Genomic DNA, 26,211 nt, shown 5'->3' on the forward strand with positions numbered 1-26,211 from the left:
CGAAGGCCATTTCCCAATGGCCTTCGGTTTTTTTGTATGAGCAATACCATCTTTAAAGTCGCCATCATTGCCTGCTTCCTCTGCTCCTGCCATCATGAACAGACCCCGGCACTCTTCACCCTGCTCGACAACACCGGCATCGATTTCAACAACAAGGTCGTAGACGGCAAACTGGCCAACAGCTTCCTCTTTCGCAACTTCTACAACGGCGGCGGCGTAGCCATCGGCGACATCAACAACGACCACCTCCCCGATATCCTCTTCACCTCCAACATGGGCGAGAACAAACTCTATCTCAATAAAGGTAACTTCCAATTCGAAGACATCACCGAAAAAGCAGGCCTCCGCCAGGACAGCATGTGGAGCACCGGCGCCGTGATGGCGGACGTCAACGGCGACGGCTGGCTCGACATCTACATCTGCAACTCCGGCCACATGAAGGACGGCTACCGGAAGAATAAACTCTATATCAATAACCACAACGGCACCTTCACCGATTCCGCCGCCCAATACGGTCTCGATATCTCCGCCTACACCACGCAGGTGTCTTTCTTCGACTACGACGGCGACGGCGACCTGGACTGCTTCATGATAAACAACAGCCCCATCCCCGTCAATACCCTCAACAATGCCAACCGGCGCGACCTCCCCGACGCACAATGGCCCGTAGCGCCATTCCTCAAAGGCGGCGGCGACCATCTCTACCGCAACGATCACGGCCATTTCACCGAAGTCACCAAAGAAGCCGGCATCCACGGCAGCCTCATCAGCTTCGGCCTCGGCGTCTCCGTGGGCGACATCAATGGCGACGGCCTGCCCGATATCTATGTCTCCAACGACTCCTACGAAAGGGACTACCTCTACATAAACCAAGGCAACGGGACATTTAAAGACGAGCTAGAAGATCGCATCGGCCACACCAGCTTCAGCTCCATGGGCGCCGACCTCGCCGACATCAACAACGACGGCTACCCCGAGATCTTCACCACCGACATGCTCCCCGAAGATGACAACCGGCTAAAAACCCTTGGCGCCTTCGACAACATCGATCTTTACAACGCCAAACTCAAGGCAGGCTTTTATCATCAGTACATGAAGAACTGCCTGCAGCTCAACGATGGCACCGGCCACTTTATGGACATCGCCAACTACAGCGGCGTCTCTGCCACAGACTGGAGCTGGGGCGCGCTCATCTTCGATATGGACAACGACGGCCTCAACGACATCTTCGTCTGCAACGGGGTCAACAAAGACGTGACCAACCTCGATTTCATGGATTTTTTCGCCAACGAGGTCATCCAGAAAATGGTCCTCACCGGTAAAAAAGAGGAGATCGACGAGATCCTTAATAAGATCCCCGTCAACCCCATGCTCCACAAAGCCTATTGTAATAAAGGCAACCTGCGCTTCGAAGACGCCTCGGCCACCTGGGGCTTTACCCGCCCCTCCTTCGCCAACGGCGCCGCCTACGCAGACCTCGACAATGATGGCGACCTCGATCTGGTGATAAACAACGAAAACGGACCGGCCTTCATCTACCGCAACAACGCCCGCGAGACCAACGGCAACCATTTCATCGCCTTCTATCTAAAAGGCAAAGCCCCCAACACCTTTGCCATCGGCGCCAAGATCAGGGTCTATGGCCCCAACGGCCTCGCCTACCGCGAACTCATCCCCAGCCGGGGCTTCCAGTCATCCATGGACTACAAACAAGAAATAGGCATCGGCAAGGAAACCCGCATCGACTCTGTGCTCGTTATCTGGCCCGATCAGACCTTCACCCGCCTCGACCAGCCGGCCCTCGATAGCACCTACACGCTCTCCCAGGTCAACACAACCCAACACATTCCGCCTCCCGTAAAACCCGACAGCGCCAGCTTTCTACTCCAAAAAACAACCAGCTCTTTCGACAAACACACCGAGCACGAGAACACAGATTTCTACTATGAGCTAAACCTCCCGAAAATGCTTTCCCGCGAAGGCCCGCATGCCGCCGTCGGCGACCTCAATGGCGACGGTCTGGACGATATCTTCATCGGCGGCGCAAAAGACCACCCCGGACAAGTATACCTGCAGCAACCAAACGGCCGCTTCATAAAGAAACCCGAACCCGCCCTCAACGCCTTCCCGGATTTTGAGGATGGAGCAGTCGTCTTGATCGACGCCGACAAAGACGGCGATCTCGATCTCTTCATCGGCCCCGCCGGCAATGCCGATCAACCCGACACCCGCCAGATGCAGTTCCGCCTCTTCAAAAACGATGGCAAAGGCAATTTCACCCTGGCCCCGGACGCCTTTTCAAACGTCACCAACGGATGTAACACCAGCGTAGCCCTGGCCGCCGATTTCAACAACGACGGATTCCCCGATCTCTTCATAGGCGGACGTAGCGTGCCCCGCGAATACGGCTCCACCCCTGCAAGCCGCATCTTTATCAACGACGGCAAAGGACACTTCACCGACATCGCCCCGGCAAAAAACCCGGATATCGCCGCCCTGGGCATGGTCACCTCCGCAGCCTTCACCGATCTCCAGGGAGACAAAGAGCCAGAACTCCTCATCGCCGGCGAATGGATGGCCCCGCACATCTTCACATGGCAAAAAGACCACTTTGTCGAAAGGCCAACCAACCTCAGTCATCTCTTTGGCTGGTGGGAATCCCTGGCCGTTAAAGACGTCAACGGCGATGGAAAACCCGATCTTATTCTCGGCAACATCGGGGAGAATTTCTATCTCCACCCCGACTCCGCCCATCCGGTCAAACTCTGGATAAATGATTTCGACCACAACGGCATCCCGGATATCATCCTCACCCGATCTGTCGACGGCAAAGACGTGCCCGTCTTCCTAAAGCACGAAATGGAACGGCAGCTGCCCATGCTGAAAAAAGAGAACCTCAAACACGCCGACTACGCCCAAAAGACGATCCGCGATCTTCTTCCCGCCGATCTGCTCGACAACGCTCTCGTCCGGCAGTTCAACTACTGCGCTTCCATCATCGCCATTAACCAGGGCAACGGCCGGTACGTGGTCCAACCCCTCCCCAACATGGTCCAGTTGTCGTCGGTCAATGCCATTCAGTGCACCGATATCAATTTTGACGACATCCCCGATCTCGTCCTGGGCGGCAACGAATTCGGTTTCCTGCCCCAGTTCGGCCGCCTGGACGCCAGCAAAGGCCATATCCTGCTGGGCAACGGCAAAGGCCAGTTCACCTGGATACCACCCTCCCGGTCAGGACTGCAACTGCCCGGCATGATCCGCGATATCGAAAAAGTCCCTATGGAAGCAGGCCAGCCCCCGGCGCTCCTTTTCCTCCGGAATGACGAAGTACCCGTATTATACCGCATCAACCCCGGAATCCAACACCCATGACCAGTCGCACACTTCACCTGCTCACCGCGGTCCTGTTCCTCCTCATCTCCTGCAATCAAAAACAGGCAGGCCCTCCACCCCTGTTCCAATTAATGACCAACACCGGCATCGACTTCCAGAACAAAGTGGTCAATACCGACTCCGCCAACATCATCAACTACCGCAACTTCTACAACGGCGGTGGCGTAGCCATCGGCGACATCAACAACGACGGCCTGCCCGACATCTTCCTCACCTCCAACATGGGGCCCAATAAACTCTATCTCAACGAAGGCAACTGGCATTTTAAGGACATCTCGCAAGAGGCCGGTTTCCCCGCCAACAAACAACAATGGAGCACCGGCGTCGTAATGGCGGACGTCAACGGGGACGGCTGGCTCGACATCTATGTCTGCAATGCCGGACATATGGAGAACGGCGCCCTCCGGAAAAACCAGCTCTTCATCAACCGGCACGACAATACCTTTATTGACTCCGCCGAAGAATACGGCCTGGCAGATTCCGGCTATACGACACAAGCCTCCTTCTTCGACTATGACGGCGACGGCGACCTGGACTGTTTTATCATCAACAACAGCCCCATGGTCAATACCCTCGACTACGTCAACCAACGGCAGATGCCCAACTTCGCCCCGGCGGCCGCAAACTCACCCGCCGCCCGCCGAACCACCGGCGGAGGCGATCACCTCTTCCGCAACGACAACGGCCACTTCACCGAAGTCACCCACGAAGCCGGCATCCACGGCAGCCTCATCAGCCTCGGCCTGGGCGTCATGGTTGGTGATGTCAACGGTGACGGCTGGCCGGATATCTACGTATCCAACGACTTCTTCGAACGCGACTACCTCTATATCAACCAGCGCAACGGCACCTTCCGGGACCAGCTGGAAGACTGCATGCAACATATCAGCCTCGCTTCCATGGGGGCCGATATGGCCGATATCAACAACGACGGTTACCCCGACATCTTTACCACCGACATGCTGCCGGATGATGATTACCGGCTGAAAACGACCTTTTCCTTCGAGACCGAGGACGTCTACCGGCTAAAACAGGAAGCCGGATTCTACCACCAGTTCTTCCAAAACGCGCTACAGCTCAACAACAGAAATGGCAAATTTCTCGACATCGCCTGCTATAGCGGCGTCAATGCCACCGATTGGACATGGGGCGGACTACTCTTCGATATGGACAATGACGGTTACAACGATATTTTTGTCACCAACGGCATCGCGCAAGATCTGATCAACCAGGACTTCCTGGACTTCTTCGCCAACAATATGGCCCGGGAAATGCAGTCCACCGGCAAAAGGGCCGACCTCCATGCACTCCTCGACAAGATTCCCGCCCATCCCCTGTTGAAAAAGGTCTTCCACAACAACGGCCACCTGCAATTCGCTGACAGCGCCCGCCCATGGGGCTTCACCACACCCTCCTTCTCCACCGGAGCCGCATATGGCGATCTGGACAATGACGGCGACCTTGACCTCGTCGTCAACAACGTGAACCAGCCCGCCTTCATCTATCGTAATAACACCACCGAAACGACCCACCATCACTATCTCGCCCTCAACCTCAAAGGCGCCGGGAAGAACCGCTTCGCCATCGGCAGCCGCATCCGGGCCTTCCGCAAAGGCGATGTGCTTTACCGGGAGCTGATGCCCGCAAGAGGGTTCCAGTCCTCCGTCGATTACCACCTGATCATCGGACTTGGCACAAACCCCCAGATAGATTCCCTGGTCGTCGACTGGCCTTCCGGCGCCACCACCATCATCCACCACCCCCGCGTCGACACGTCACTCACGCTCGACCAGCCACCATCACCCCCGAAAACTCCCCATCCACTCGCCCCCACCGCGGACATCCCGACCCAGCCCAAAAGCTCACCCCGAACCTTGCTCACCCCCATACCCTCCGCCTTCCAACGCCACCAGGAAGACGACAACATCGACTTCTACAACGAACACAACCTTCCCAAAATGCTCTCCCGCGAAGGCCCGAAAGCAGCTGTCGGCGACATCAACGGGGACGGCCTCGAAGACATCGTCATCGGCGGAACGCAAAACCACCCGGCCCAGGTCTATCTCCAAACCCCCGGCGAAAAATGGATAAAAAAACCCATCCCATCCATCGACCAGTTCACCGATTTTGAAGATGGCGCCGTCTTACTCTTCGACGCCGACGGCGACGGCGATCTCGATCTCTTCCTCGGCCCCGGCGGCAACACCGCCCCACCCTACAGCCGTCAACTCCAGTTCCGGCTCTTTAAAAACGACGGCAAAGGAAATTTCACCCTCGACCCCGACGCCTTCCCGGCAAACGGCAACAACTCAAACACCTCCGTGGCCATCGCCAACGATTTTAACCACGATGGTTACCCCGATCTGTTCGTAGGCGGCAGGTGCATCTCCCGGGAATATGGCGCCACTCCAACAAGTTACCTGTTTATCAACGACCGAAAAGGCCATTTCAAAGACATCGCCGCCACTAACAACCCCGACATAGCTAACATCGGCATGGTCACCGGCGCAGCCTGGACCGACCTCACCGGCGACACCGCAAAAGAGCTCGTCATCGTCGGCGATTGGCTCACTCCCCGCATCTTCACCTGGCAAGGAGATCGCTTCAAAGAAATACCCACCAACCTTTCGCAACTATCCGGCTGGTGGAACACCGTCGCAGCTACCGATCTCGACGGCGACGGCAAAACCGACCTCATCCTCGGCAACCTCGGCGAGAATTTCTACCTCAAGCCCGACAAAGAGCACCCAGTCAAACTATTCATCGCCGATTTCGACGGCAACGGCATCACAGATAAGATCCTCACCCGCACCATCGACGGAAAAGATATGCCCGTCTTCCTCAAAAAGGACATGGAAACACAATTGCCTTCCCTCAAAAAAGAAAACCTTAGATATTCAGAATTCGCCGGCAAGTCCATCCAGCAGTTACTCGGAGCCACCGCCCTGGAACATGCAAAGACCCTGCTATTCAACTACCCTTCGTCCATCGTTGCGCTCAACAGGGGAAATGGGCAATTCGATATCCGCCCCCTCCCGGCGACGGCCCAATTCTCTTCCGTCAACGCCATCCAATGCCTTGATCTGAATGGAGACGGCATCACCGACCTTGCCCTCGGCGGAAATGAATATGGGTTCCTGCCCCAGTTCGGCCGGCTCGATGCAAGCCTGGGCCAGGTGCTGCTCAACGATGGTAAAGGAAAGCTGACAGCCATCGGCACGGAAACTTCAGGCCTCAACCTCACCGGGCAGGTCAGGGATATCGTCCGGATAAAAGGAAAAGACCACGTATTTTTACTCTTCTTACGCAATGACGATTCGCCGCAACTATATCGATTACCATGAGCATTAAACAATATATCGCCTTCCTATTCACCGTACTGCCGGTCACCCTTCGTTCATCCGTCGCCCTGCTCCTGCCGGTCGCCCCTCGCCTCCCCATCACCCTGCTCCTGGCGCTCACCCTGCTTGCACAAGGCTGCCATTCCCCAAATCCGGCGACACCGCCAGTCCCGCCCCCCTTCAAAGCCCTCGATCATTCCAACACCGGTCTCAATTTCAGCAATACCCTGCACCCCACCACCGGGTTCAACGTATTCGACTACATGTATTTTTACAACGGCAGCGGAGTAGGCGCCGGCGATTTCAACAACGACGGCCTCATCGATCTGTTCTTCGCTTCCAACCAGGGAGACAATAAGCTGTACCTCAACACCGGCAACCTCCGGTTCCGCGACGTCACCGACAGCGCCCGCATCCCGCAGGACCATGGCTGGTCTACAGGCGTTTCCGTAGTAGACATCAACAACGACGGCCTGCTGGACATCTACATCTGCAGAGTGGGCCAGTTAGAGGGACTGCCCGCAAGCCGCAACCAGCTCCTCATCTGCCAGGGCATCGGCAAGGATGGTATCCCAATCTACCGCGACGAAGCCGCCGAATACGGCCTGGATTTTTCCGGCTTTAGCACCCAGGCCGCCTTTTTCGACTATGACGGTGATGGCTATCTCGATATGTTCCTCATGAACCATTCCATCCATCAGAACGGTACTTTCGGACCGCGGCAAGAAAAACTCGCCACCTTTAACCCCCTTTCCGGCGACCGCCTCTTCCGCAATCAGGGCAACGGCAAATTCGTTGACGTGACAAAACAAGCAGGTATCCATAGCTCGGTCATCGGGTACGGCCTGGGCCTCGACATAGCCGATATAAATCTTGACGGCTATCCCGATATCTACGTAGGTAACGATTTTCACGAGAACGATTACCTCTATATCAACCAGCACAACGGCGCCTTCCACGACGAAGGCACCGACCGGATGATGCACACCAGCCAGTTCTCCATGGGCGTGGACATCGCGGACGCCAGCAACGACGGCTTCCCCGAGATCATCACCATGGATATGCTTCCCTACGATCCATACATCCTCAAACGATCGGAAGGCGAGGACACCTGGGACATTTTCAATCTGAAGATCAGCTATGGCTACAACTATCAGTATACCCGCAATAATCTTCAGTACAACCGGCGCAACGGCCACTTCAGCGAGATAGGCCTGTACTCAGGCGTGGCCGCTACCGACTGGTCCTGGTCCCCGCTATGGGTCGATTTCAACAACGATGGGCTGAAAGACCTTTTCGTCTCCAACGGCATCCCCAAAAGACTCAACGACATCGACTACATAGATTTTGTCCTCGACGACGAACTGCAACGCAAAATGGCAAACCGCGATCTCACCGATAAGGACCTTGCCATGATCAACAAATTCCCGGAAATAAAACTGCCAAGCAAATTCTTCGACAATACAGGGCAGATGCAGTTCACGGACATCAGCAACACCGTCCAGGGGATACAGCCATCCTTCTCCAACGGAGCCGTCGCCGTCGACCTCGACAACGATGGCGACCTCGATCTCGTTGTCAATAATATCGACCAGCCGGTGACCGTTTACCAAAACCTCCAGAACGAACACGCATTCCGGCCCGCAGCCGAGATATCCCTCCGTGGTCCTCAAAACAACATCAATGCCCTTGGCGCCAAACTTTTCCTGTTTACAGGCGGCGAGATCCACTCATATGAGAAGTACCCCGTCCATGGATTTCTCTCCAGCGCCGAAACCCCATTGCATGTAGGACTCTATGGCATCCACCCTGATTCGGTCTTCCTCGTCTGGCCCGACAACAGCTTCCAACGGATAAGCCTGCCTGCCAAAGGCGGCAAACTCAACTTCACATATACCAAGGGGCTGCCGCATTTTGATTACTCCATCGTAACCAACTTCCGGAAGAACCCTACCCGTCCCATGGAAGATATCACCAGCAAGACAAATCTCCTCTACCGGCATGAAGAGAACCAGTTCCCGGAATTCGACCGCGAACCCCTCATCCCCCACATGCTGTCTACCGAGGGACCGGCAGTAGCCGTTGGCGATCTCAACCACGACGGCCGGACAGACGTCTTCATCGGCGGCGCCAAATGGAAAAAGCCTGCGGTGTTCATCCAGGATGCAGCAGGCAGATATAGCCGCCTCCCCGAGCCCGATCTCGACACGGACAGCACATACGAAGCCGCCGATGCCTGCTTCACCGATGTCGATGGGGACGGAAATCCCGATCTGGTCGAAGCGCCCGGCGGAAACGAATTCTATGGGCAGGAGCCCTGGCGCCGGCCACAGGTATACCTCAACGATGGAAAAGGCGGGCTCCACCGGTCCGAACAGGCCTTCCCGGACATCTGGCTTAACGCGTCCTGCGTGGCGCCCTATGACTTCAACAAGGACGGCGCAGTCGACCTGTTCATCGGCGGCAGGTCCGTGCCATTTAATTACGGTCAGATCCCTCAAAGCTACCTGCTCCGCAACGATGGCAAAGGACACTTCACCGACGTCACAGCCAGATACGCAAAAGAACTAGCCAACATAGGGTTCGTCACCTCAGCCCAATGGTTCGACCTGGATAATGACGGTACAAAGGACTTGCTGCTCAGCCTCGAATGGGGCGGCATCATCGCCTTTCTCGACAAAGGCGATCACTTCGAAAAAAAGGTGCTTTGTGACAAAAAAGGCTGGTGGAACTTCATTCTGCCGGTTGACCTCGATCGCGATGGCAATGTCGATCTGGTCGTTGGCAATCTCGGCCTCAACAGCCGGCTCACAGCCTCCCCCGGGCAACCTGTACGGTTATATTATTACGATTTTGACGGCAACGGGAAGAAAGAACAGGTTCTCACCTACTACCTGGCAGGCCGCGAACTCCCCTTCGCCAATAAGCAGGAACTGGAAAAACAAATGCCTGGCCTCAAAAAGAACTTCCTCTACGCGGGAGATTTCGCAAAAGCTACCCTGGAAGACATGTTCACGCGCAGCAGCCTGGAAAAGGCGGATACCCTCACCGCCGAATATTTTGCCAATGCCATCCTCGTCAACCAGGGCAATCTCACCTTCAACCTGCAAGCCATGCCCTGGGAAGCCCAACTGTCCTCCTTCAGGGACGCAGTAGTTGTCAATGCGAACAACGATAGCCTCCCCGACCTTCTGCTCGTAGGGAATTACTTTGAGAATAATATCCAGATGGGCCGCTACGACGCCGACTACGGCACCATCCTCATCAACCATGGCAAGCACAGCTTCTCCGCAAACCCGCTCAACGGCCTCGTGTTGAAGGGACAGGTAAGACATCTCCGGGAGATCGACGCCATCGGCAAAAAAGCCTGGCTTGCCGTCCGCAACAACGACAGTGCATTCATCTTCCGGTTCACCCCCTAAGCAGTCGCCCGCCGCCCCCCAAATCACATTACAGGGTAATAAATCCTCGTCATCCACCGCGAACTATCCGTCTCCTGCTGCCTGTCGGTGACCAGCGATTGAAAAGGTATCGCCATCACCGTCCGATCGTAGTCCCGGATATAATCCTTCATCCCGGCCAACGCCGCGGCCACCGTAGAGTCACCACCCTTCACATCCGCCACCAGGTATTTCCCGGGTATCAGCCGCATATACGTAATATCTCCCTTACCTGCCAACCTCGCCCCGACAGGAAGGGCGACCATCAACCGATAAGCCCCCTGCTTGTCAGCAGAAGCCGTAACATTCACCATCGGATACCCGGTCTGCGACACATGCTCCTCCTTGATATAGTTGACCAGCCTGCCTATCTGAACATAGATATCCGCGTTGGTGGGGTAGCCTGGTTTCTCTGTTCGGGTAACGACAAGTAAAGTGTCGGTCGTCGAAGTTTCCCGGATGTCAACGCCATATACATTCTCCTTCTTTCCAAGGAATGCACTGGCATGAAGCAGTATCTCGTCCATCACCCCCGCAAGCCGCCTGGCCTCCCGGTATCGACTGACCCGCTCCACCGGGTTCCATCCCGATCGCAATGCTGTTTTCCACTCAAGCAGCATCGAATCCCGGTTGTTCATAGGCAACAGGCTCAGCTTGCTCGGCAATTCCTGCTGGCCCTCCCGGATACCGATATCGACATTCTGATACGAAAGCCCTTCGATGCGGAATCCCATCTCCTCACCCGCCGCCAGATGGTCCGGCCACCACGTCTTCCACTTATGCTCATCACTGAAAAAAGGAAAAGCGGCTACCGCCCTGCATCGCGCAGGTACTACCCGAACCACCTCAAGCGTCGAAGGAATAAATAACTCTACACCAACCACCGCGATCACCAAGATCGCAAAAAATACAAGACCCAACTTTTTCATATAGCGTACTAAAAGCTAAAAATAAACAATAATGTGTAAATTGTACCCATGCGTGCCATCATCCTTCTTCTAACGATTTGCCTCAGCCTCCCCGCCATTCTCCCGGCGCAATCCAACACCGACACCTGGACCATCCATGCCGACACCATCAACCCCACTAACTACTATGGCGTCACCGTCGCCAACGGCATGGTCGGCCTCGTCTCCTCCACCGACCCCTTCCGCGCAAAAGACGTCGTCCTCAACGGCGCCTTCGACCTCTATGGCCGCGGCCGCGTCAGCAACATCCTCAAAACATTCAACTTCATCAATCTCTATCTCGACATCGACGGCCGCCGCATCGACAACTTCAAACAGACCACCCACCTCCGGCAGACCCTCGATATGCGACGCGCCTGCCTCACCACCACCTTCGACTACCAGGACAAAGCAACGGTCACCTACACCTGGTACGCTCTCCGTCAATTGCCCTATACGGCCCTGGTAGACGTCACCATCACCGCACATAAAGACATAGATATCGTACCAGCCAGCGTAATGGAAGCCCCCGACATGCTCAAAGACGTCGAGAACTACTACAACGAGATCGACCGGCCCCATGTCACCATATCGCTCCTCACCTCCACCGCCAAAAGCCCCACCGGCCGCCTGCTCATGGCCGCCTCCAACAGCATCCTCTTCGACGAACCCCACGGTTCCGAACCCAACGTCATCCACGAGATGTGGGATAACAACATGCATCTCGTCAAATTCAAAAAGAACCTCAAAGCCGGCACCACCTATCATTTCGCCGTCGTCGGCTCCACCCTCACCTCTGCCCACAACGACGACCCCCTCAACGAAGCCGAACGCCTCACCCTCTTCGCCACCCTCCAGGGAAGCCAACAACTCATAAAAGCACACGAACAGGCCTGGCAACAACTCTGGCAAAGCGATATCGTCATCGATGGCGATGACACCCTGCAACGCGACATCCGGCTCATGCTTTACCACCTCTACTCCTTCGCCCGCGAAGGCACCGCCTACAGCCTCTCCCCCATGGGCCTCAGCGGCCTCGGCTACAACGGCCACACCTTCTGGGACACCGAGATCTGGATGTACCCTGCCCTGCTGCTGTTGCAACCCAAGATCGCCGCTTCGCTGATGGAATACCGCTACCAGCGCCTCCCCGCAGCCCTCAAAAACGCGGCCAGCCACGGCTATAAAGGCGCCATGTTCCCCTGGGAAAGCGCCGCCAGCGGCAACGAAGAAACCCCGGTATGGGCCCTCAGCGGCCCCTTCGAACACCATATCACCGCCGACGTAGGCATCGCCGCCTGGAATTACTATTGCGTCACCCGCGACAAAACCTGGCTGAAAGAAAAAGGCTACCCAATTCTCGAGGCCACCGCCGACTTCTGGACAAGCCGGGTAGAAAGAAAGGACCCCGGTCATTATGACATACGCAACGTCGTGGCCGCTGACGAATGGGCCGAAAATGTCGACAACAACGCCTATACCAACGCCGCCGCCCGGGCCAATCTACAGGACGCCACCGAAGCCGCCCGCGTCCTCGGACTCACTCCCAACCCCGACTGGATCAATGTCCGCAACAATATCCCCATCCTCCGCTTCCCCGACGGCGTCACCCGCGAACACGCCACCTACAACGGCGAATCGATAAAACAGGCCGACGTCAACCTGCTCTCCTATCCGCTAAAAGAGATCACCAGCCCCGCCGACATCCGCAGAGACCTGGACTATTATCAACCTCGCGTAGGCGAAGGCCCCGCCATGACCCACGCCATCTTCTCCATCCTCTACGAACGCCTCGGACTACCCGCCAAAGCCCTCTCCGTCCTAAAAGAGGGTTATACCCCCAATCTGCGACCACCCTTCGGAGTGATAGCAGAGACCGCAACGGGTAATAACCCTTATTTCGCCACCGGCGCCGGCGGCGTCCTCCAGGCCATGCTCAATGGCTTTGGCGGCCTGGACATCACCAACACCGGCATCATTCAGCTCCCCACTCACCTCCCCACCGGCTGGAAATCGGTAAAGATCACCGGCGTTGGTCTAAATCGACTTACATTTGTGGTTAAATCGACGAATTAAGACAAATAAGAGCAAATACTAGTATTTGTACTAGTGTGGAAATAATAATAATTTGATTAAACGTTATAGTCCCGTACTTATCCAATATCAAAATCCTTTAAGACCAACCGATGCGGTATCCTAGACTGATCCTCAGAAACCTGCGCAGGAATGCCTATTTCCTGATGTTCCTTAATGGTTTCCTCTTATCTTCACTGATTTATTTCAAAACGCAATCTTCTTACGAAGACGGCCTTTTTGCATCTATAAAAGCCAGCGTCAACGAAAGCCTCGATAGCAACGACAACGCCGACTCCATCGTCGTAAAAGCCATGAATACCTGCTATCACCTGATGAGCCCCCGCCTGAACACCTTTGCCGGCATGTCCTCCGCCGAACTGGGACTCCAGGCCGGCATCTTCCGCTCCGCTGCGGTCGATCTCATGACCACCGACGGTGCCTGCGGCAGCTATTCCATGGTACTGGCCCGCGTCCTCGAAACCTACCACTACCCCGTACGCATCGGGCAAATGGAAAACAATGGGAAATACGGGGTCCACATGATCGTAGAAGTTAACACCGGCACAACATGGAAAGTCCTCGATCCCACATACAATCTCTATTTCACAAGACCCGACGGCCGCCTCGCCTCCTTCCAGGACGTTGAACAAGACTGGAACTACTATGCACACCAGGTTCCGCCCGGTTACGATCCCCACTATCGCTATGAAGGTGTCCGCTACACCAACTGGAGCAAAATACCCGTCATCATGCCGGGCATCAAAAAGCTCTCGACCCTCGTCTTCGGCGCCGAAGAGACCAACAGCTTCTCCATGCGCACCCACTTCCTCAACACATTTAAGATCTGGTTCAATATTCTCCTGATCCTCGAGATCGGCCTGGCCCTCTATACGTTCAAACAAATGACCCGCAACTCCAAATGGCAGCCATTTCGTTATTTTAACCTCGACCTGTCCACGGAGCCCAATCCCCTCAATAGCGCCAGCGCCCACGAACCCGGCAAACAGGACCCCGCCCGCCAACGCACATAAGCCCCCGGGCGTCCACTCCTTTATAAACACCACTCCGGACCCCCACCCAATAGCTGTCCCGGTCCATCGCCTTCTCATTGTCTATTCACCAGAATACCGTAGGTTTGACCCCGGAACAAAATGTAATAAATGCTTAAAGTCGGGGTTTTTGGAGTCGGTCACCTGGGAAAATTTCATCTGAACAACTGGAAAGAGATCAAATCGGCACAACTGGTAGGGTTCTATGACCCCGACGACGACATGGCCCGCCTCGCCACCGAAAAATACCAGATACCCCGCTTCACCGATGCCGACGCACTCATCGACTCCTGCGACCTCATCGACATCGTCGCCCCCACCCCACAACATTTCCGGCTTTGCGAAAAAGCCATCCGCAAGGGGAAACACGTATTCGTCGAGAAACCCCTCGCCAATACCATGGACGAAGCCCGCACCCTCGTAAAACTAGTCCGGGAATCCAACGTAAAATTGCAGGTCGGCCATGTCGAACGCTTTAATCCAGCCTTTCTCGCCGTAGATTCCATCCCGCTGAGCCCCCTGTTCATCGAAGTACACCGTCTCGCCCAGTTCGATCCCCGCGGCACCGAAGTCAGCGTCATCCTCGATCTCATGATCCATGATATCGACATTATCCTCAGCCTGGTCAAAAGCGAAGTCAAAAGCATCTCCGCAAGCGGCGTCGCCGTCCTCACCGACACCCCCGACATCGCCTCCGTTCGCATCGAATTCAACAATGGCTGCGTAGCCAACCTCACCTCCAGCCGCATCTCGATGAAGCGGATGCGAAAAATGCGATTATTCCAGAAAGATGCCTATATTGGCATCGATTTCTTAAACAAAAAAAGCGAGATCATCAAGCTGAAATCGCCACAAGACCTGGACGTCTTTGCCTTCGATATCGAGACCCCCAACGGGAAAAAAACAATCGCCCTTTCCAACCCCGTCGTCCCAGAGGTCAATGCTATCCGATTGGAATTGGAAAAGTTCTGCGAGGCCATCCTGACAAACACTCCAACCCAGGTCTCCGAAGTAGACGGATTCAGGGCCATGGATATTGCTCACCAAATCCTGCAAAAGATAAAACACAACACGATCAACACCTGATAGGGGCATGCCGGCGTCCAAAAAAACACATACCATCTCCACCCTTTGGTATATCCTCAGCGACTATCTCGCCGCCCTGCTGTCTGCCAATATTTTCCACTTCAGCCGCCGGTTCCTGCTTTCGGAACCTATCTTCGTCGACCATCATCTCCTGCTTACCCAACGGTTCTGGCTGGGGACTTCGACCATCCCGTTCGGCTGGCTCATCCTCTTCACCATGGTGGGGTCCTACCGCTCCCTCTATCAGAAATCCCGGCTCAACGAGATCACCAATACCTTTGTCTATTGCCTCATAGGGTGCACCATCATCTTCTTCGCCATCGTCTTCAACGACCCCGTCAAGGACTATCATTACTTTTATCAGACCTATTTCATCTACCTGTTCGCCCAATACCTGCTCACCCTCACCGGCCGCATCGCGATCCTCAACATCGTCCGCAGGCAGGTACGCCGGGGAAAGGTCGTCTTTAACGCTCTGCTGGTCGGTAGCGACGACATCGCCACAAAAATATACAAGGACACCTGGGAAGCCCTGTCTTCCTCCGGGTATCGCTATAAAGGCTATGTCACCAACCACAACCAGCAAAACAATGGCATCGCCCACTACCTCACCCACCTGGGTGACTCCGAAGACATAGAAAAGGCCATCGATCAGCACCATATCGAACTCGTCGTCGTCGCACTCGAAGGCAGCGCAAGGGAAGAAGTTGGCGCAATCGTCGAAAAGCTAAGCAACAAGGATGTCCGGATAAAGATCATCCCAAGCACCCTCGACATCCTTTCCGGATCGGTAAGGACAAACAACGTCCACGAAGCCATCCTCTCCGACATCTATACCAGCCCGATGCCCGAATGGCAGCTGAACATCAAACGCGTCATGGATGTAGGCATCTCCGTGACAAGCCTCGTCCTCCTTTCTCCCCTCATGCTGTACTCCGCCATCCGCGTCCGCCTATCTTCTCCCGGCCCCGTCTTCTATCAACAGGAAAGGATCGGCTACAAAGGAAAAAAATTCCAGATCTATAAATTCCGCTCCATGCTCCGCGACGCGGAAAAAGAAGGCCCCGCCCTGTCCTCCCTCCAGGACACCCGCATCACCCCCTGGGGAAAGACTATGCGCAAATGGCGCATCGACGAGCTTCCCCAACTCTGGAATATCCTCAAAGGCGAAATGTCCCTCGTAGGTCCCCGGCCCGAACGCGAATATTACATCGAACAACTATATCATCGCACCCCCTATTTTCGTTATCTCCTGAAAGTAAAACCCGGTCTCACCTCCTGGGGAATGGTGCAATTTGGTTACGCGGAGAACATCGAGGAAATGATCGATCGAATGAAATATGATCTCATGTACATCGAAAATAGTTCATTGCTTGTCGACATGAAGATCATGCTATATACCCTAAGGATCATCTTCCTGGGACAAGGTCGCTAAACCACACCATGAAAAAACTCATCCTCTTCCTGATCATACTCCCGTATACCCTCATAGCACGGGCCCAATCCTACTTTCAACAACAGGTCGGCTACACCATCGACGTCACCCTCAACGACGCGGATAAAAGCCTCGATGGCTTCGTCCGCATGGAATATACCAACAACTCCCCCGACACCCTCACCTTCCTCTGGATCCACTGCTGGCCCAACGCCTACAAGAACGACCGCACCGCCTTCAGCGAACAGCTGCTCGCCAACGGCCGAACCGATTTCTACTTCGCCGATAAACAACAACGCGGCTATATCAACCGCCTCGACTTTCGCGTCGACGGCCAGGAAGCCAAAATAGAAGACCATCCCAGCTACATCGATATTATCAAGGTCGTCCTGCCAAAACCCCTCCTCCCGCAACAAACGATCACGATAACTACCCCCTTCCACGAAAAACTCCCCTACAACTTCTCCCGCGGCGGCTGGACCTACACACCCCCAACCACCTCCTACCAGATAACCCAATGGTACCCCAAACCCGCCGTCTACGACAATAAAGGCTGGCACCCCATCCCCTACCTCGATCAGGGCGAGTTCTACAGCGAATTCGGCCGCTTCGACGTCCGCATCACCGTCCCCAACAAATACATCGTCGCCGCCACCGGCGAATTGCAGGACACCACCTATCCATCCGCCAACACAAAAACATTTCATTATAAACAAGACCGCATCCACGACTTCGCCTGGTTCGCCGACCCCCGCTTCCACACCGAACACGATACCCTGCAGCTTCCCTCCGGCCGCATCATCGACATCTACTCCTACTATACTCCTGCCGCTCCAAAAGGGTTCGTCGGCAGCACAGCCTTTATAAAGGACGCCGTCCGCTTCCGCTCCGCCCTCATCGGCGAATACCCTTACAACGTCGTCACCGCCGTCGAGACAAAAATGGGGTTCTCCGGCGGCATGGAATACCCTACCATCACGGCGATCAATACCCCCGGACCGGCAAAGGACATCGACCTCACCATCGAACACGAAGTAGGCCACAACTGGTTCTACGGTGTCCTCGGGACAAACGAACGCCGCTACCCCTGGATGGACGAGGGCATCAATACCTATTACGACAACCGCTACACCGCACAGAAATACCCGCCCGAAGCCGATGGCAGCCTCGCCTCCCTATTAACCCAGGCCGTCGAAAAGAAAGATCAGCCCATCTCCACCACTTCCGAAGACTTCACCGTAGAGAACTATTTCGACATCGCCTACACCAAGACTGGCGCCTGGATGCGGATGCTCGAAGACACGCTCGGGACGGCGCTGTTCGATAGCTGTATGCGACAATATTTCCGCGAGTGGCAATTCAAACACCCTTATCCCGCCGACTTCAAAGCCGTCATCACCAACACCAGCGAAGGCGCCCCCGACAGCACCAGTCGCTCCTTCATCACCCGCCGGCGTGCCCTCGACACCCTCTTTGCTCTGCTCGACCGGAAAGGCCCCCTGCCGCCGATGCCCGCCCATCGCAAACTAAAACCCACCTTCCTGTTCAACACCCAATCGACCGACAAATATCACTATCTCGGACTCGCACCGGCCTTTGGCTATAACTTTTACGATCGGTTCCAGATCGGAATGCTCATCCATAACTTTAACCTGCCCCCCGACCCGTTCCAGTTCATCCTCATCCCGCTCTATGCCACCACCAGCCACCAGCTCAACGGCGCCGGCGGATTCATCTACACCTGGTATCCCGACCACGGCCTGCAAAAGATCCAGGCCACCATCGGCTTCCAACGCTTCTCCACCATGAGTGGCACCGACAGCAATGGCAACCGGCTCACCGGCGGCTACTATAAGCTCACCCCTGGCCTCCGCATCGTCTTCCCAAAAGCCTCTCCCCGCAGCACCCTGGAAAAAACCCTCGAATGGAAGACCTACCTCATCGGCGAGAAGAACCTGGACAACTATGTACTAAAAACAACGGACTCCCTCTACTACCCTACCCCCGGCAAATACAGCTTCCGCTATCTCAACCAGCTGAGCTTCGATATCCGCGACACCCGGGCGCTCTACCCCTATAGCGTCCGTCTCCAGGTGCAACAGGCCGCCAACTGGTATCGCGTCAACTTCACCACCAATTATTTCTTCAACTATGAAAAAGGCGGCGGCCTCGATCTGCGCGTCTTTGGCGCCAAATTCGGCTACCTCGGCAGCCGCTCGATATACGAAGACCTCTCCCGCTACGAACCAAAACTCACCGCCCTGCGAGGTAATGAAGACTACACCTATAATAATTTCTTCGTCGGCCGCAATGAATTCACCGGCGCCGCCAGCCAGCAGGTCCTGATGCGCGACGGCGATCTGAAGCTGCGCACCGATCTCTTCCAGGGACTCCAGGGCCGCTCCGACAACTGGGTAGCCTCCATCAACCTCCGCAGCACCCTGCCTCGCAGCATCGCCCCGGAATGGTTCCCCCTGCGCCTCTTCTTCGATGCCGGAACATACGCCGAAGCCTGGGAGAACAATCCCCCCACGGCCCATTTCCTGTACACCGGCGGCATCGAACTCTCACTGGCCCACGACGTCGTCCGCATCTACGCGCCCCTGGTATACAGCAGCGATTTCTCCACCCAGCTCAAGACCGTTCCCGACCAGAACACCTTCTGGCAAAGAATATCTTTTAGCATCGACGTACAAAACATTGACTTCCGGAAGCTTTTTGGTAATATGCCGTTATAATGATCACCGGCTCCATATCCGCATGACCACTACCGCCCATATCCGCTATCTGCAACGGCAGGCGATCGACGTCGCCCGCTGGGACGCGTGTATCGAACGGTCGGCCAACCGGCTCATCTACGGTTTTCATTTTTATCTCGACCATCTCACATCGGGCCAATGGGCCGCCCTCGTCCTGGAAGACTACAAGGCCGTCATGCCCCTCACCTGGCGCCGCAAATGGGGAGTCACCTATCTCTGCCAACCCGCATTCACCCAACAAACCGGCATCTTCTTCACCGAACCGATCTCACATGATAGCATAAATTCCTTCCTGGGCATCCTCACCCGGCACTATCGCTTTGCAGAGATCTATCTCAACTACGCCAGCGGCCTCCCCACCCTTCGCATCCATGATAACCTCATCCTCCCCCTCGAAAGACCCTATCCCCAGCTGGAAGCCCGGTATAAAAAAGACCTCGTGCGCAACCTCCGGCTGGCAGCCCGCAGCGGCCTCACCTATACGCCGGATATCGATCTCGACACCGCCATCGAAGCCTATCGCAGCCAGTATGCCGCCCGCCACCCCGCTATCCGCCCCGAAGACTATAGCCGCTTCCGGAAACTCTGCCTCCACCTGCAGCCGAAAGGACAGCTCATCCTCAGGGCCGCATTCGCCGGCGACCAACTACAAGCCACCGCCCTGCTCGTCCGCGACGCGTCAAGGCTCTATCTGCTCCAATCCACCACCCTGCCCGCCGGCCGCATGACAGGCGCCAATCATTTCCTCATCGACCAGCTCATCCGCGAATGGGCCGGCAGCGGACTCACACTCGACTTCGAAGGTTCAGACATTCGGGGCATCGCTTACTTTTACGCCAACTTCGGAGCCCTCCGCGAACCCTATTTCTTCTATCGTCATAACCATCTACCCTGGCCCTGGAGACTGTTAAAATCTTGATCGCCCAACCCCCATACGGCCCAACACTATGAACACCCAAACTCCACATACCCGCACGCTCTGGCCGGCGATAGCCGAACCCCGCCGCACCATCCTGCTCCTGTCAGCCGCCAGCCTGCTGCTAAGCCTGCTTTATTGCCCCCCGGTCGATCTCTTCTATGACGATACCGAGATCTTCCGCTACTTCGGGCGGCTCATCGTTGCGGGCGGCGTTCCCTACCGGGATGTATTCGATCACAAACCGCCGCTCATCTTCTTTTTCTGCACGGCCGGTCCCTGGGGACTCTGGCTGCTCAATACCGCGCTCGTCCTCACCGCCACCCTGCTCTTCCTCCGCCTCTGCCGCCGCTGCTCCCTGCCCTGGCCCTGGCTTCCGCCGCTGTTCTTCAATTTGCTGATCCGCAATTACATGATCTGCATCGGCATTACCATGACCAGGGCCTACACCGCCATCTTCCTCCTGCTGTTCTTCTGCCTGATGCTCGACGACAACCGCCGCTACCGCCACTACTGGTTGGGCCTCCTCGCCGCCGCCACCTTCTTCATGCAACAGGATGGCCTCATCGTCCTCCTACCCCTCCTCCTCTACGCCTTCCTCCCCGCCCCGAACCGAGCCCCGACTACGCTCATCCGCACCGCCTGGTTCCCCGCCCTCGCCGGCGCCGCAACGATCACCCTCCCCCTTTTAGGATACTTCGCCGCCCACCACGCCCTCACACAACTATGGCAGGACGCCTTCGTGTTCAATTTCCGCTGGTACATGTCCAAACCCACACCTGGCGAACATTTCAGGGTCGTCAAACAAGCCCTGCAAGACACCGATCTGCAGATGCCCTTTATCCTCGCCACCGTCCTCGGTGCTTGCGCCCTTCTGTATAAGCATAAAAAAAAGCGGCTGCTCGTGGCCGCGCTGGCTACCCTCATCCTCTCCTTCGCCGCCGAAGGCCTGTCGGGGATGCTGGAATATGGGCACGCATTCTGGTACTACTTCCTGCCCCTCTCCGTCTCCCTGCCCATCCTGGTATTCGTCGTTTGGGCATATACGGAAGAAAGCTGGCTGCGGGAAAAAAAGAGCCAGCTGCTCTATGGCTTCCTCCTTTGTTGTATGCCCCTCTATGATGCGGGCCAGCACGCCACCCATCTCGCGAATAACCACAGCGGCTGGGTCACCGATCTACCCGAATATCGATACCTCCGGCAGCACCGCCCCACCGATCGGCAGCTATATGCTTTCGGCGACAACAACTGGGTCCGCGCCTATAATGAATTTGGAATTTTTTCGCCCTGTCATTGGATCTATCACCATTTCTGGGGCTGGTATCCGGGATGGGACCCCGGTCATAAGCAACTCTCGCGCATAGAGACCGACCTCCTGCACTACCATACAAAATATCTCATCTATAACCCTGCCATCAATTACTTCAAAGACGCATCCGCCCGCACCGAATGGGAATCTTTTCTGGCAAAATACTACCGGCTCCAACTCCTCTCCGGTTCTACCCCGTCACACCTCTGGATATCCCTTACAGATTCATCTCCAGCACAACCCGCTCCGCAAACACCAGATCTGCCGGCAAAGTGATCTTTATATTATTCACCTCTCCCTCCACCAGGTGCACCGGATGCCCCGCCGCCTCCACCACCGTCGCCTCATCCGTAAACCCTGCACCCTCACCAACCCGCTCAAACGCCCCCATCAAAATAGAACTCAAAAACGTCTGCGGCGTCTGCACCAGTTTGATCCGATCCCGATCCAACGGCTTGCTGCCCTCTCCTTCCACCCACCGCACGCTGTCCTTGCAATCCACCACGGGAATAGCCGATCCCATCCGCATAGCCTCCTCGAAACACCGCCGCACCAATCCAACGCTCGCCAGGCACCGCACCCCATCATGAACGGCCACAACAGACTCTCCTTCCACCAGCTTAAGCCCGTTCCGAACGGAATGAAACCGCGTCTCCCCACCCACCACTATCACCACCCTCTCCGGCGCGATCGTCGAGCCGGCAATCGCCTGCGCCGCCTCCCAATACGCCGCCGGCACGACCAGCACGATCGCGCAATCATCATAAGCCGACAAAAACGTATTCAGGCTGTACCACAGAACAGACTTGCCCTGCAATAACAAAAACTGCTTGGGAACAGGCTTTCCCATCCTCGAACCCGACCCACCGGCAACAATGACCGCATATTTCTTCATGCCCGCGAATCTACCGAATTTCCTACTTATATATCGCAACTACATTCGCCCCATCGCTGCTCTTATACCCCCGGTACATCCCCTGGCTGTTGAACACCAGGGCCGCATTCCCCTGCGCATCCACCCCGATCATCCCCCCTTCGCCATCGATAGCGATCAGCTTCTCATGCACCACGATATCCATGGCCTCCTGAAGACTCAGCCCCTTATACTCCATCAGGCAGCTGACATCATGCGCAGCCACCGCCCGGATAAACAGTTCGCCATGTCCCGTACAGGAGATGCCGCAGGTCTTGTTGTTCGCATAGGTTCCCGCGCCGATGATCGGGCTGTCCCCGATGCGGCCATATTTCTTATTGGTCATCCCACCCGTACTGGTAGCCGCGGCAATATTACCCGCCTGGTCGCAGGCCACGGCGCCAACCGTACCAAATTTCTTGTCCCGCATCATTTCTTCCAGCGCCTGGTGCGTATGATCCAGCGAATACGTATCCGAGTCGCGAATGGACTTCCATTGATCATACCGAAATTGAGAAAAGAAATATTCGTCGGGTTCCAGCTTTATCCCCTGCTTGATCGCAAAATCCTGCGCCCCTTTGCCGCTGAGGAACACATGGTTGCTGTTCGTCATCACCTCCATCGCCAGCTCTATCGGATTGCGGACATTACGGACACCTGTAACCGACCCGGCATCCAGCGTCCTCCCATCCATGATAGCCGCATCCATCTCCTGGACACCCTTCTTGGTAAACACGGACCCGCGTCCCGCATTGAACAGCATATTGTCTTCTAAAATGACGATCGTCGCCTTGATGGCATTTATCGCCGATCCGCCCTGCTCAAGAACGGCAAAGCCGGCATTCATCGCCTGCTGCAGGCTGTCAAAATAAGCCTGCTCCAGCTCCGGGGTCATATCCTCTTTCAGGATGGTGCCTGCCCCGCCATGGATTGCGAGTGTATATCTGGACATAGCGCGAAGCTACTCCAAATAGCGACTAATATTTTTGAAGATTATTTGCAGATGTTTAAACAGCCGCTAACAGCCGCCGTTCTTTGTTCGAAACTCATCAACGCAGCAACCTCCCACACTCCTCCATCAACCTCACCCTATCGATAGCCGCCGTCCCCACCTCCTCACAAACAAGTCCCCCGGCAATATTAGCGATCTCCGCCATCAGCCGCACATCCCGTGTAACGGCATAAACAAGCGAAGCCACCGCTATCACCGTATCTCCGGCGCCCGACACATCCGCAATATTGCGCAGATGCGAAGGTATCTGCTCAGCCTGCTCCCCATTTTGGAAAAAGACCCCTTTCTCCGACAACGTGATAAAGGATATCTGATGCTGCAATCGCTCCATCAGCTGCTCATGTATCTTCCGCAACACCGGCAGCTGCACTTCATCCAACAAAAGGTTCAATCCTTCCTTCACCTCCTTGAGATTAGGCTTGAAAATGGTCACCCCTTCATAGGAAAAAAAATTCTTTCGCTTCGGGTCCACCGCCGTAATCACCTCATGCCGCCGGCACAAGGCCACCGCCTCACGAATCACCCGCTGCGTCAATACCCCCTTGTTATAATCTTCGAAGATCACCACCTGTGGCCGCTCCATCTCGAGATAACGGCGCAACTCTCCAAGCAGTTCATCCTCGGCGCCAGCCGTCAGATCGACCGTCATCTCCGAATCCAGCCGCAGCATCTGCTGATTACGGCCCATCACACGAGCCTTGGTCGTCGTGATCCTGTCCCTGCTGGTGATCAGATAGCTCGTGTCGATGCCTTCTTCCCGCAACAATCCCTCCAGCTGTTCCCCATCCGGATCCGCACCGATCACCGAGAAAGTAGTCACCCGGGCCCCAAGCGACGCCAGGTTCAACGCCACATTACCCGCCCCCCCGATCCGATGCTCCCGCCGCTCCAACGCCACCACCGGCACCGGTGCCTCCGGCGAGATCCGTTCCACGTGCCCCCATAAATAGGTATCCAGCATCATATCGCCGATAACACCCGCCTTCACCTGCTGGAACTGTTCAAACAACTTATTTAGATTCACCATAACAGTCATTAATTTATCGCCTCCACTCCACCCTTCCTCCTCGCCACCGCGATATAATACAAAGGTATGCCCGCCAGTACAATGGCCAAACCCCACGTCGCATAGGTAGGCTTCTGAATGATCAGCGCCACACAAAACACCAACGCCAGTACGATATAGACTATTGGCAGTACAGGATAGCCAAACGCCTTGTACGGCCGCTCCATCGCCGGCTGCTTCTTACGCAGCACAAAGATCCCCAACACCGTCAGGGCATAGAAAGCGACGGCAACGAACGCGATCATATCCAGCAAATCTCCATATCTTCCACTCAGACAAAGGACACAGGCCACCACGCATTGCGCCCAAAGCGCCCACCCCGGCACGGCATTCTTATTCAACACACCCGCCTGCCGGAAGAAAAGACCGTCCCCCGCCATCGTGTGATACACCCTTGCCCCCGCCAGGATCAGCCCATTGTCGCATCCAAAGGTCGAGATCATGATCATAATGGCGATAACGTAGGTTCCCGCATTACCGAAGATCACATTTGCCGCAGCGACAGCCACCCGGTCCTGCGGCGCCGTAGCGATCTGGTTCAGCGGCATCACGCTCACATACATGAGGTTGGCGGACACATAAATGATCGTAATCATCAGCGTCCCCAGGAAAAGGCTCAGCCCTATATTCCGCTTGGGATTCTTCATCTCCCCCGCGATAAAAGTCACATTGTTCCAGGCATCGCTGGAAAAGATCGACCCGGTCATCGATGCCGCAATGGCCCCTACCACCGCCAGTCCCACCACCGGGCTGGTCGTCGCAAATATGTCGTTCACATTCAATTTATGCATATGCCAGGCATTCGTCCAGTTCGCCTGCCATACGTTATGCTTCGCGCCAAGCAAAAAGCCAAAGACGATCAGCCCAAACAGCGACACGATCTTGGTCATCGTAAATATCCGCTGTATCCACTTCCCGCCCTCGAGTCCCCGGGTATTGACATACGTAAGAAAAACAATTAATACGATCGCGACCAGCTGCGCCCAGTATACCTTGAAGCCGCCCAGCATAAAGACGACATTCGCATCGGTTAGCTCCAGCGACGGAAAGAAATAACCCGCAAACTTCGAGAAAGCCACCGCCACGGCAGCAATGGTTCCCGTTTGAATGACGGCAAAAAAGCTCCAGCCATACAAAAAACCTGTAAGGGGATTATACGCTTCTTTAAGGTAGACATATTGACCGCCGGCCTTGGGATACATCCCGCTCAGCTCCCCGTAGCTCACCGCTGCCGTGATGGTCATAAAACCGGTTATCAGCCAGACGAAAATGAGCCAGCCGGCACTACCGACATTACGCGTGATATCGGCGCTCACGATAAAGATACCCGACCCGATCATCGACCCGGCGACGATCATGGTGCCATCCAGCAAACCAAGGGTCGGTCTAAAGGAGGAGGTTGTTTTGGTTGATTCTGCCATAATGCCTCAATATAGGAAAAATTCCCTAACGCACCTCCGCGGGGC

At 55.7% G+C, this 26,211-nt stretch carries 15 protein-coding genes; 10 read left to right on the forward strand and 5 right to left on the reverse strand.

Annotated elements, in window-relative coordinates; all coding sequences use genetic code 11:
• Positions 1 to 36: 36 nt before the first annotated feature.
• Genes IEY39_RS21950 through IEY39_RS21960 form a run of 3 tightly spaced genes read left to right on the forward strand, consistent with a single transcriptional unit; the run spans position 37 to position 10,159 of the window.
• Positions 37 to 3,375: a VCBS repeat-containing protein gene (locus tag IEY39_RS21950; RefSeq protein ID WP_188935737.1), complete on the forward strand. Its 3,339-nt coding sequence runs from the start codon at positions 37 to 39 to the stop codon at positions 3,373 to 3,375.
• Positions 3,372 to 6,740, forward strand: coding sequence for a VCBS repeat-containing protein (locus IEY39_RS21955; protein WP_229689027.1), 3,369 nt, complete (start codon positions 3,372 to 3,374; stop codon positions 6,738 to 6,740). Before IEY39_RS21950 ends, IEY39_RS21955 begins: the two co-directional genes overlap by 4 nt.
• Complete coding sequence (locus IEY39_RS21960; RefSeq protein WP_188935739.1) at positions 6,737 to 10,159, forward strand: VCBS repeat-containing protein; 3,423 nt, start codon at positions 6,737 to 6,739, stop codon at positions 10,157 to 10,159. Before IEY39_RS21955 ends, IEY39_RS21960 begins: the two co-directional genes overlap by 4 nt.
• A 23-nt stretch (positions 10,160 to 10,182) precedes the next feature.
• Here IEY39_RS21960 and IEY39_RS21965 read toward each other — a convergent pair whose 3' ends face one another.
• Positions 10,183 to 11,106, reverse strand: a complete 924-nt coding sequence (locus IEY39_RS21965) for a GyrI-like domain-containing protein (protein WP_188935741.1) — start codon at positions 11,104 to 11,106, stop codon at positions 10,183 to 10,185.
• A 48-nt stretch (positions 11,107 to 11,154) separates the two neighbouring features.
• On the opposite strand from IEY39_RS21965, the gene IEY39_RS21970 reads away from it, so the two are divergent.
• From IEY39_RS21970 to IEY39_RS22000, 7 genes are all read left to right on the forward strand, one after another.
• Positions 11,155 to 13,200, forward strand: coding sequence for a kojibiose hydrolase (locus IEY39_RS21970; RefSeq protein ID WP_188935743.1), 2,046 nt, complete (start codon positions 11,155 to 11,157; stop codon positions 13,198 to 13,200).
• 110 nt (positions 13,201 to 13,310) lie between these two features.
• A complete protein-coding gene (locus IEY39_RS21975) occupies positions 13,311 to 14,231 on the forward strand; it encodes a hypothetical protein (protein WP_188935745.1) in 921 nt (306 codons plus the stop codon).
• Positions 14,232 to 14,360: 129 nt separating this feature from the next.
• On the forward strand, positions 14,361 to 15,335 hold the full coding sequence (locus tag IEY39_RS21980; RefSeq protein ID WP_188935747.1) for a Gfo/Idh/MocA family protein: 975 nt from the start codon (positions 14,361 to 14,363) through the stop codon (positions 15,333 to 15,335).
• A 7-nt stretch (positions 15,336 to 15,342) separates the two neighbouring features.
• Complete coding sequence (locus IEY39_RS21985) at positions 15,343 to 16,770, forward strand: sugar transferase (RefSeq protein ID WP_188935749.1); 1,428 nt, start codon at positions 15,343 to 15,345, stop codon at positions 16,768 to 16,770.
• An 8-nt stretch (positions 16,771 to 16,778) separates the two neighbouring features.
• Positions 16,779 to 19,508, forward strand: a complete 2,730-nt coding sequence (locus IEY39_RS21990; RefSeq protein WP_188935751.1) for a M1 family metallopeptidase — start codon at positions 16,779 to 16,781, stop codon at positions 19,506 to 19,508.
• A gap of 22 nt (positions 19,509 to 19,530) precedes the next feature.
• Positions 19,531 to 20,448, forward strand: coding sequence for a GNAT family N-acetyltransferase (locus IEY39_RS21995; protein ID WP_188935753.1), 918 nt, complete (start codon positions 19,531 to 19,533; stop codon positions 20,446 to 20,448).
• A 28-nt stretch (positions 20,449 to 20,476) separates the two neighbouring features.
• The gene (locus tag IEY39_RS22000; protein WP_188935755.1) at positions 20,477 to 22,030 is read left to right on the forward strand and encodes a hypothetical protein; all 1,554 of its coding nucleotides are present in this window, start codon (positions 20,477 to 20,479) and stop codon (positions 22,028 to 22,030) included.
• Here the strand turns inward: IEY39_RS22000 and ispD are convergent.
• The 4 genes from ispD to IEY39_RS22020 form a co-directional block, all read right to left on the reverse strand.
• Positions 21,972 to 22,649 carry a 2-C-methyl-D-erythritol 4-phosphate cytidylyltransferase gene (gene ispD / locus IEY39_RS22005; RefSeq protein WP_188935757.1) on the reverse strand — a complete coding sequence of 226 codons (678 nt, stop codon included), beginning with the start codon at positions 22,647 to 22,649 and terminating at the stop codon, positions 21,972 to 21,974. The genes IEY39_RS22000 and ispD overlap by 59 nt on opposite strands.
• Positions 22,650 to 22,671: 22 nt before the next feature.
• Entirely contained in the window at positions 22,672 to 23,619 is a 948-nt protein-coding gene (locus IEY39_RS22010; RefSeq protein WP_188935759.1) for an isoaspartyl peptidase/L-asparaginase family protein, read from the reverse strand.
• Between the two features lie 97 nt (positions 23,620 to 23,716).
• A complete protein-coding gene (locus tag IEY39_RS22015) occupies positions 23,717 to 24,706 on the reverse strand; it encodes a bifunctional heptose 7-phosphate kinase/heptose 1-phosphate adenyltransferase (RefSeq protein WP_188935761.1) in 990 nt (329 codons plus the stop codon).
• An 8-nt stretch (positions 24,707 to 24,714) separates the two neighbouring features.
• Complete coding sequence (locus tag IEY39_RS22020; protein ID WP_188935763.1) at positions 24,715 to 26,166, reverse strand: APC family permease; 1,452 nt, start codon at positions 26,164 to 26,166, stop codon at positions 24,715 to 24,717.
• Positions 26,167 to 26,211 lie beyond the last annotated feature (45 nt).

This window comes from Puia dinghuensis (assembly GCF_014642875.1).
Taxonomy (GTDB): Bacteria; Bacteroidota; Bacteroidia; order Chitinophagales; family Chitinophagaceae; genus Puia; species Puia dinghuensis.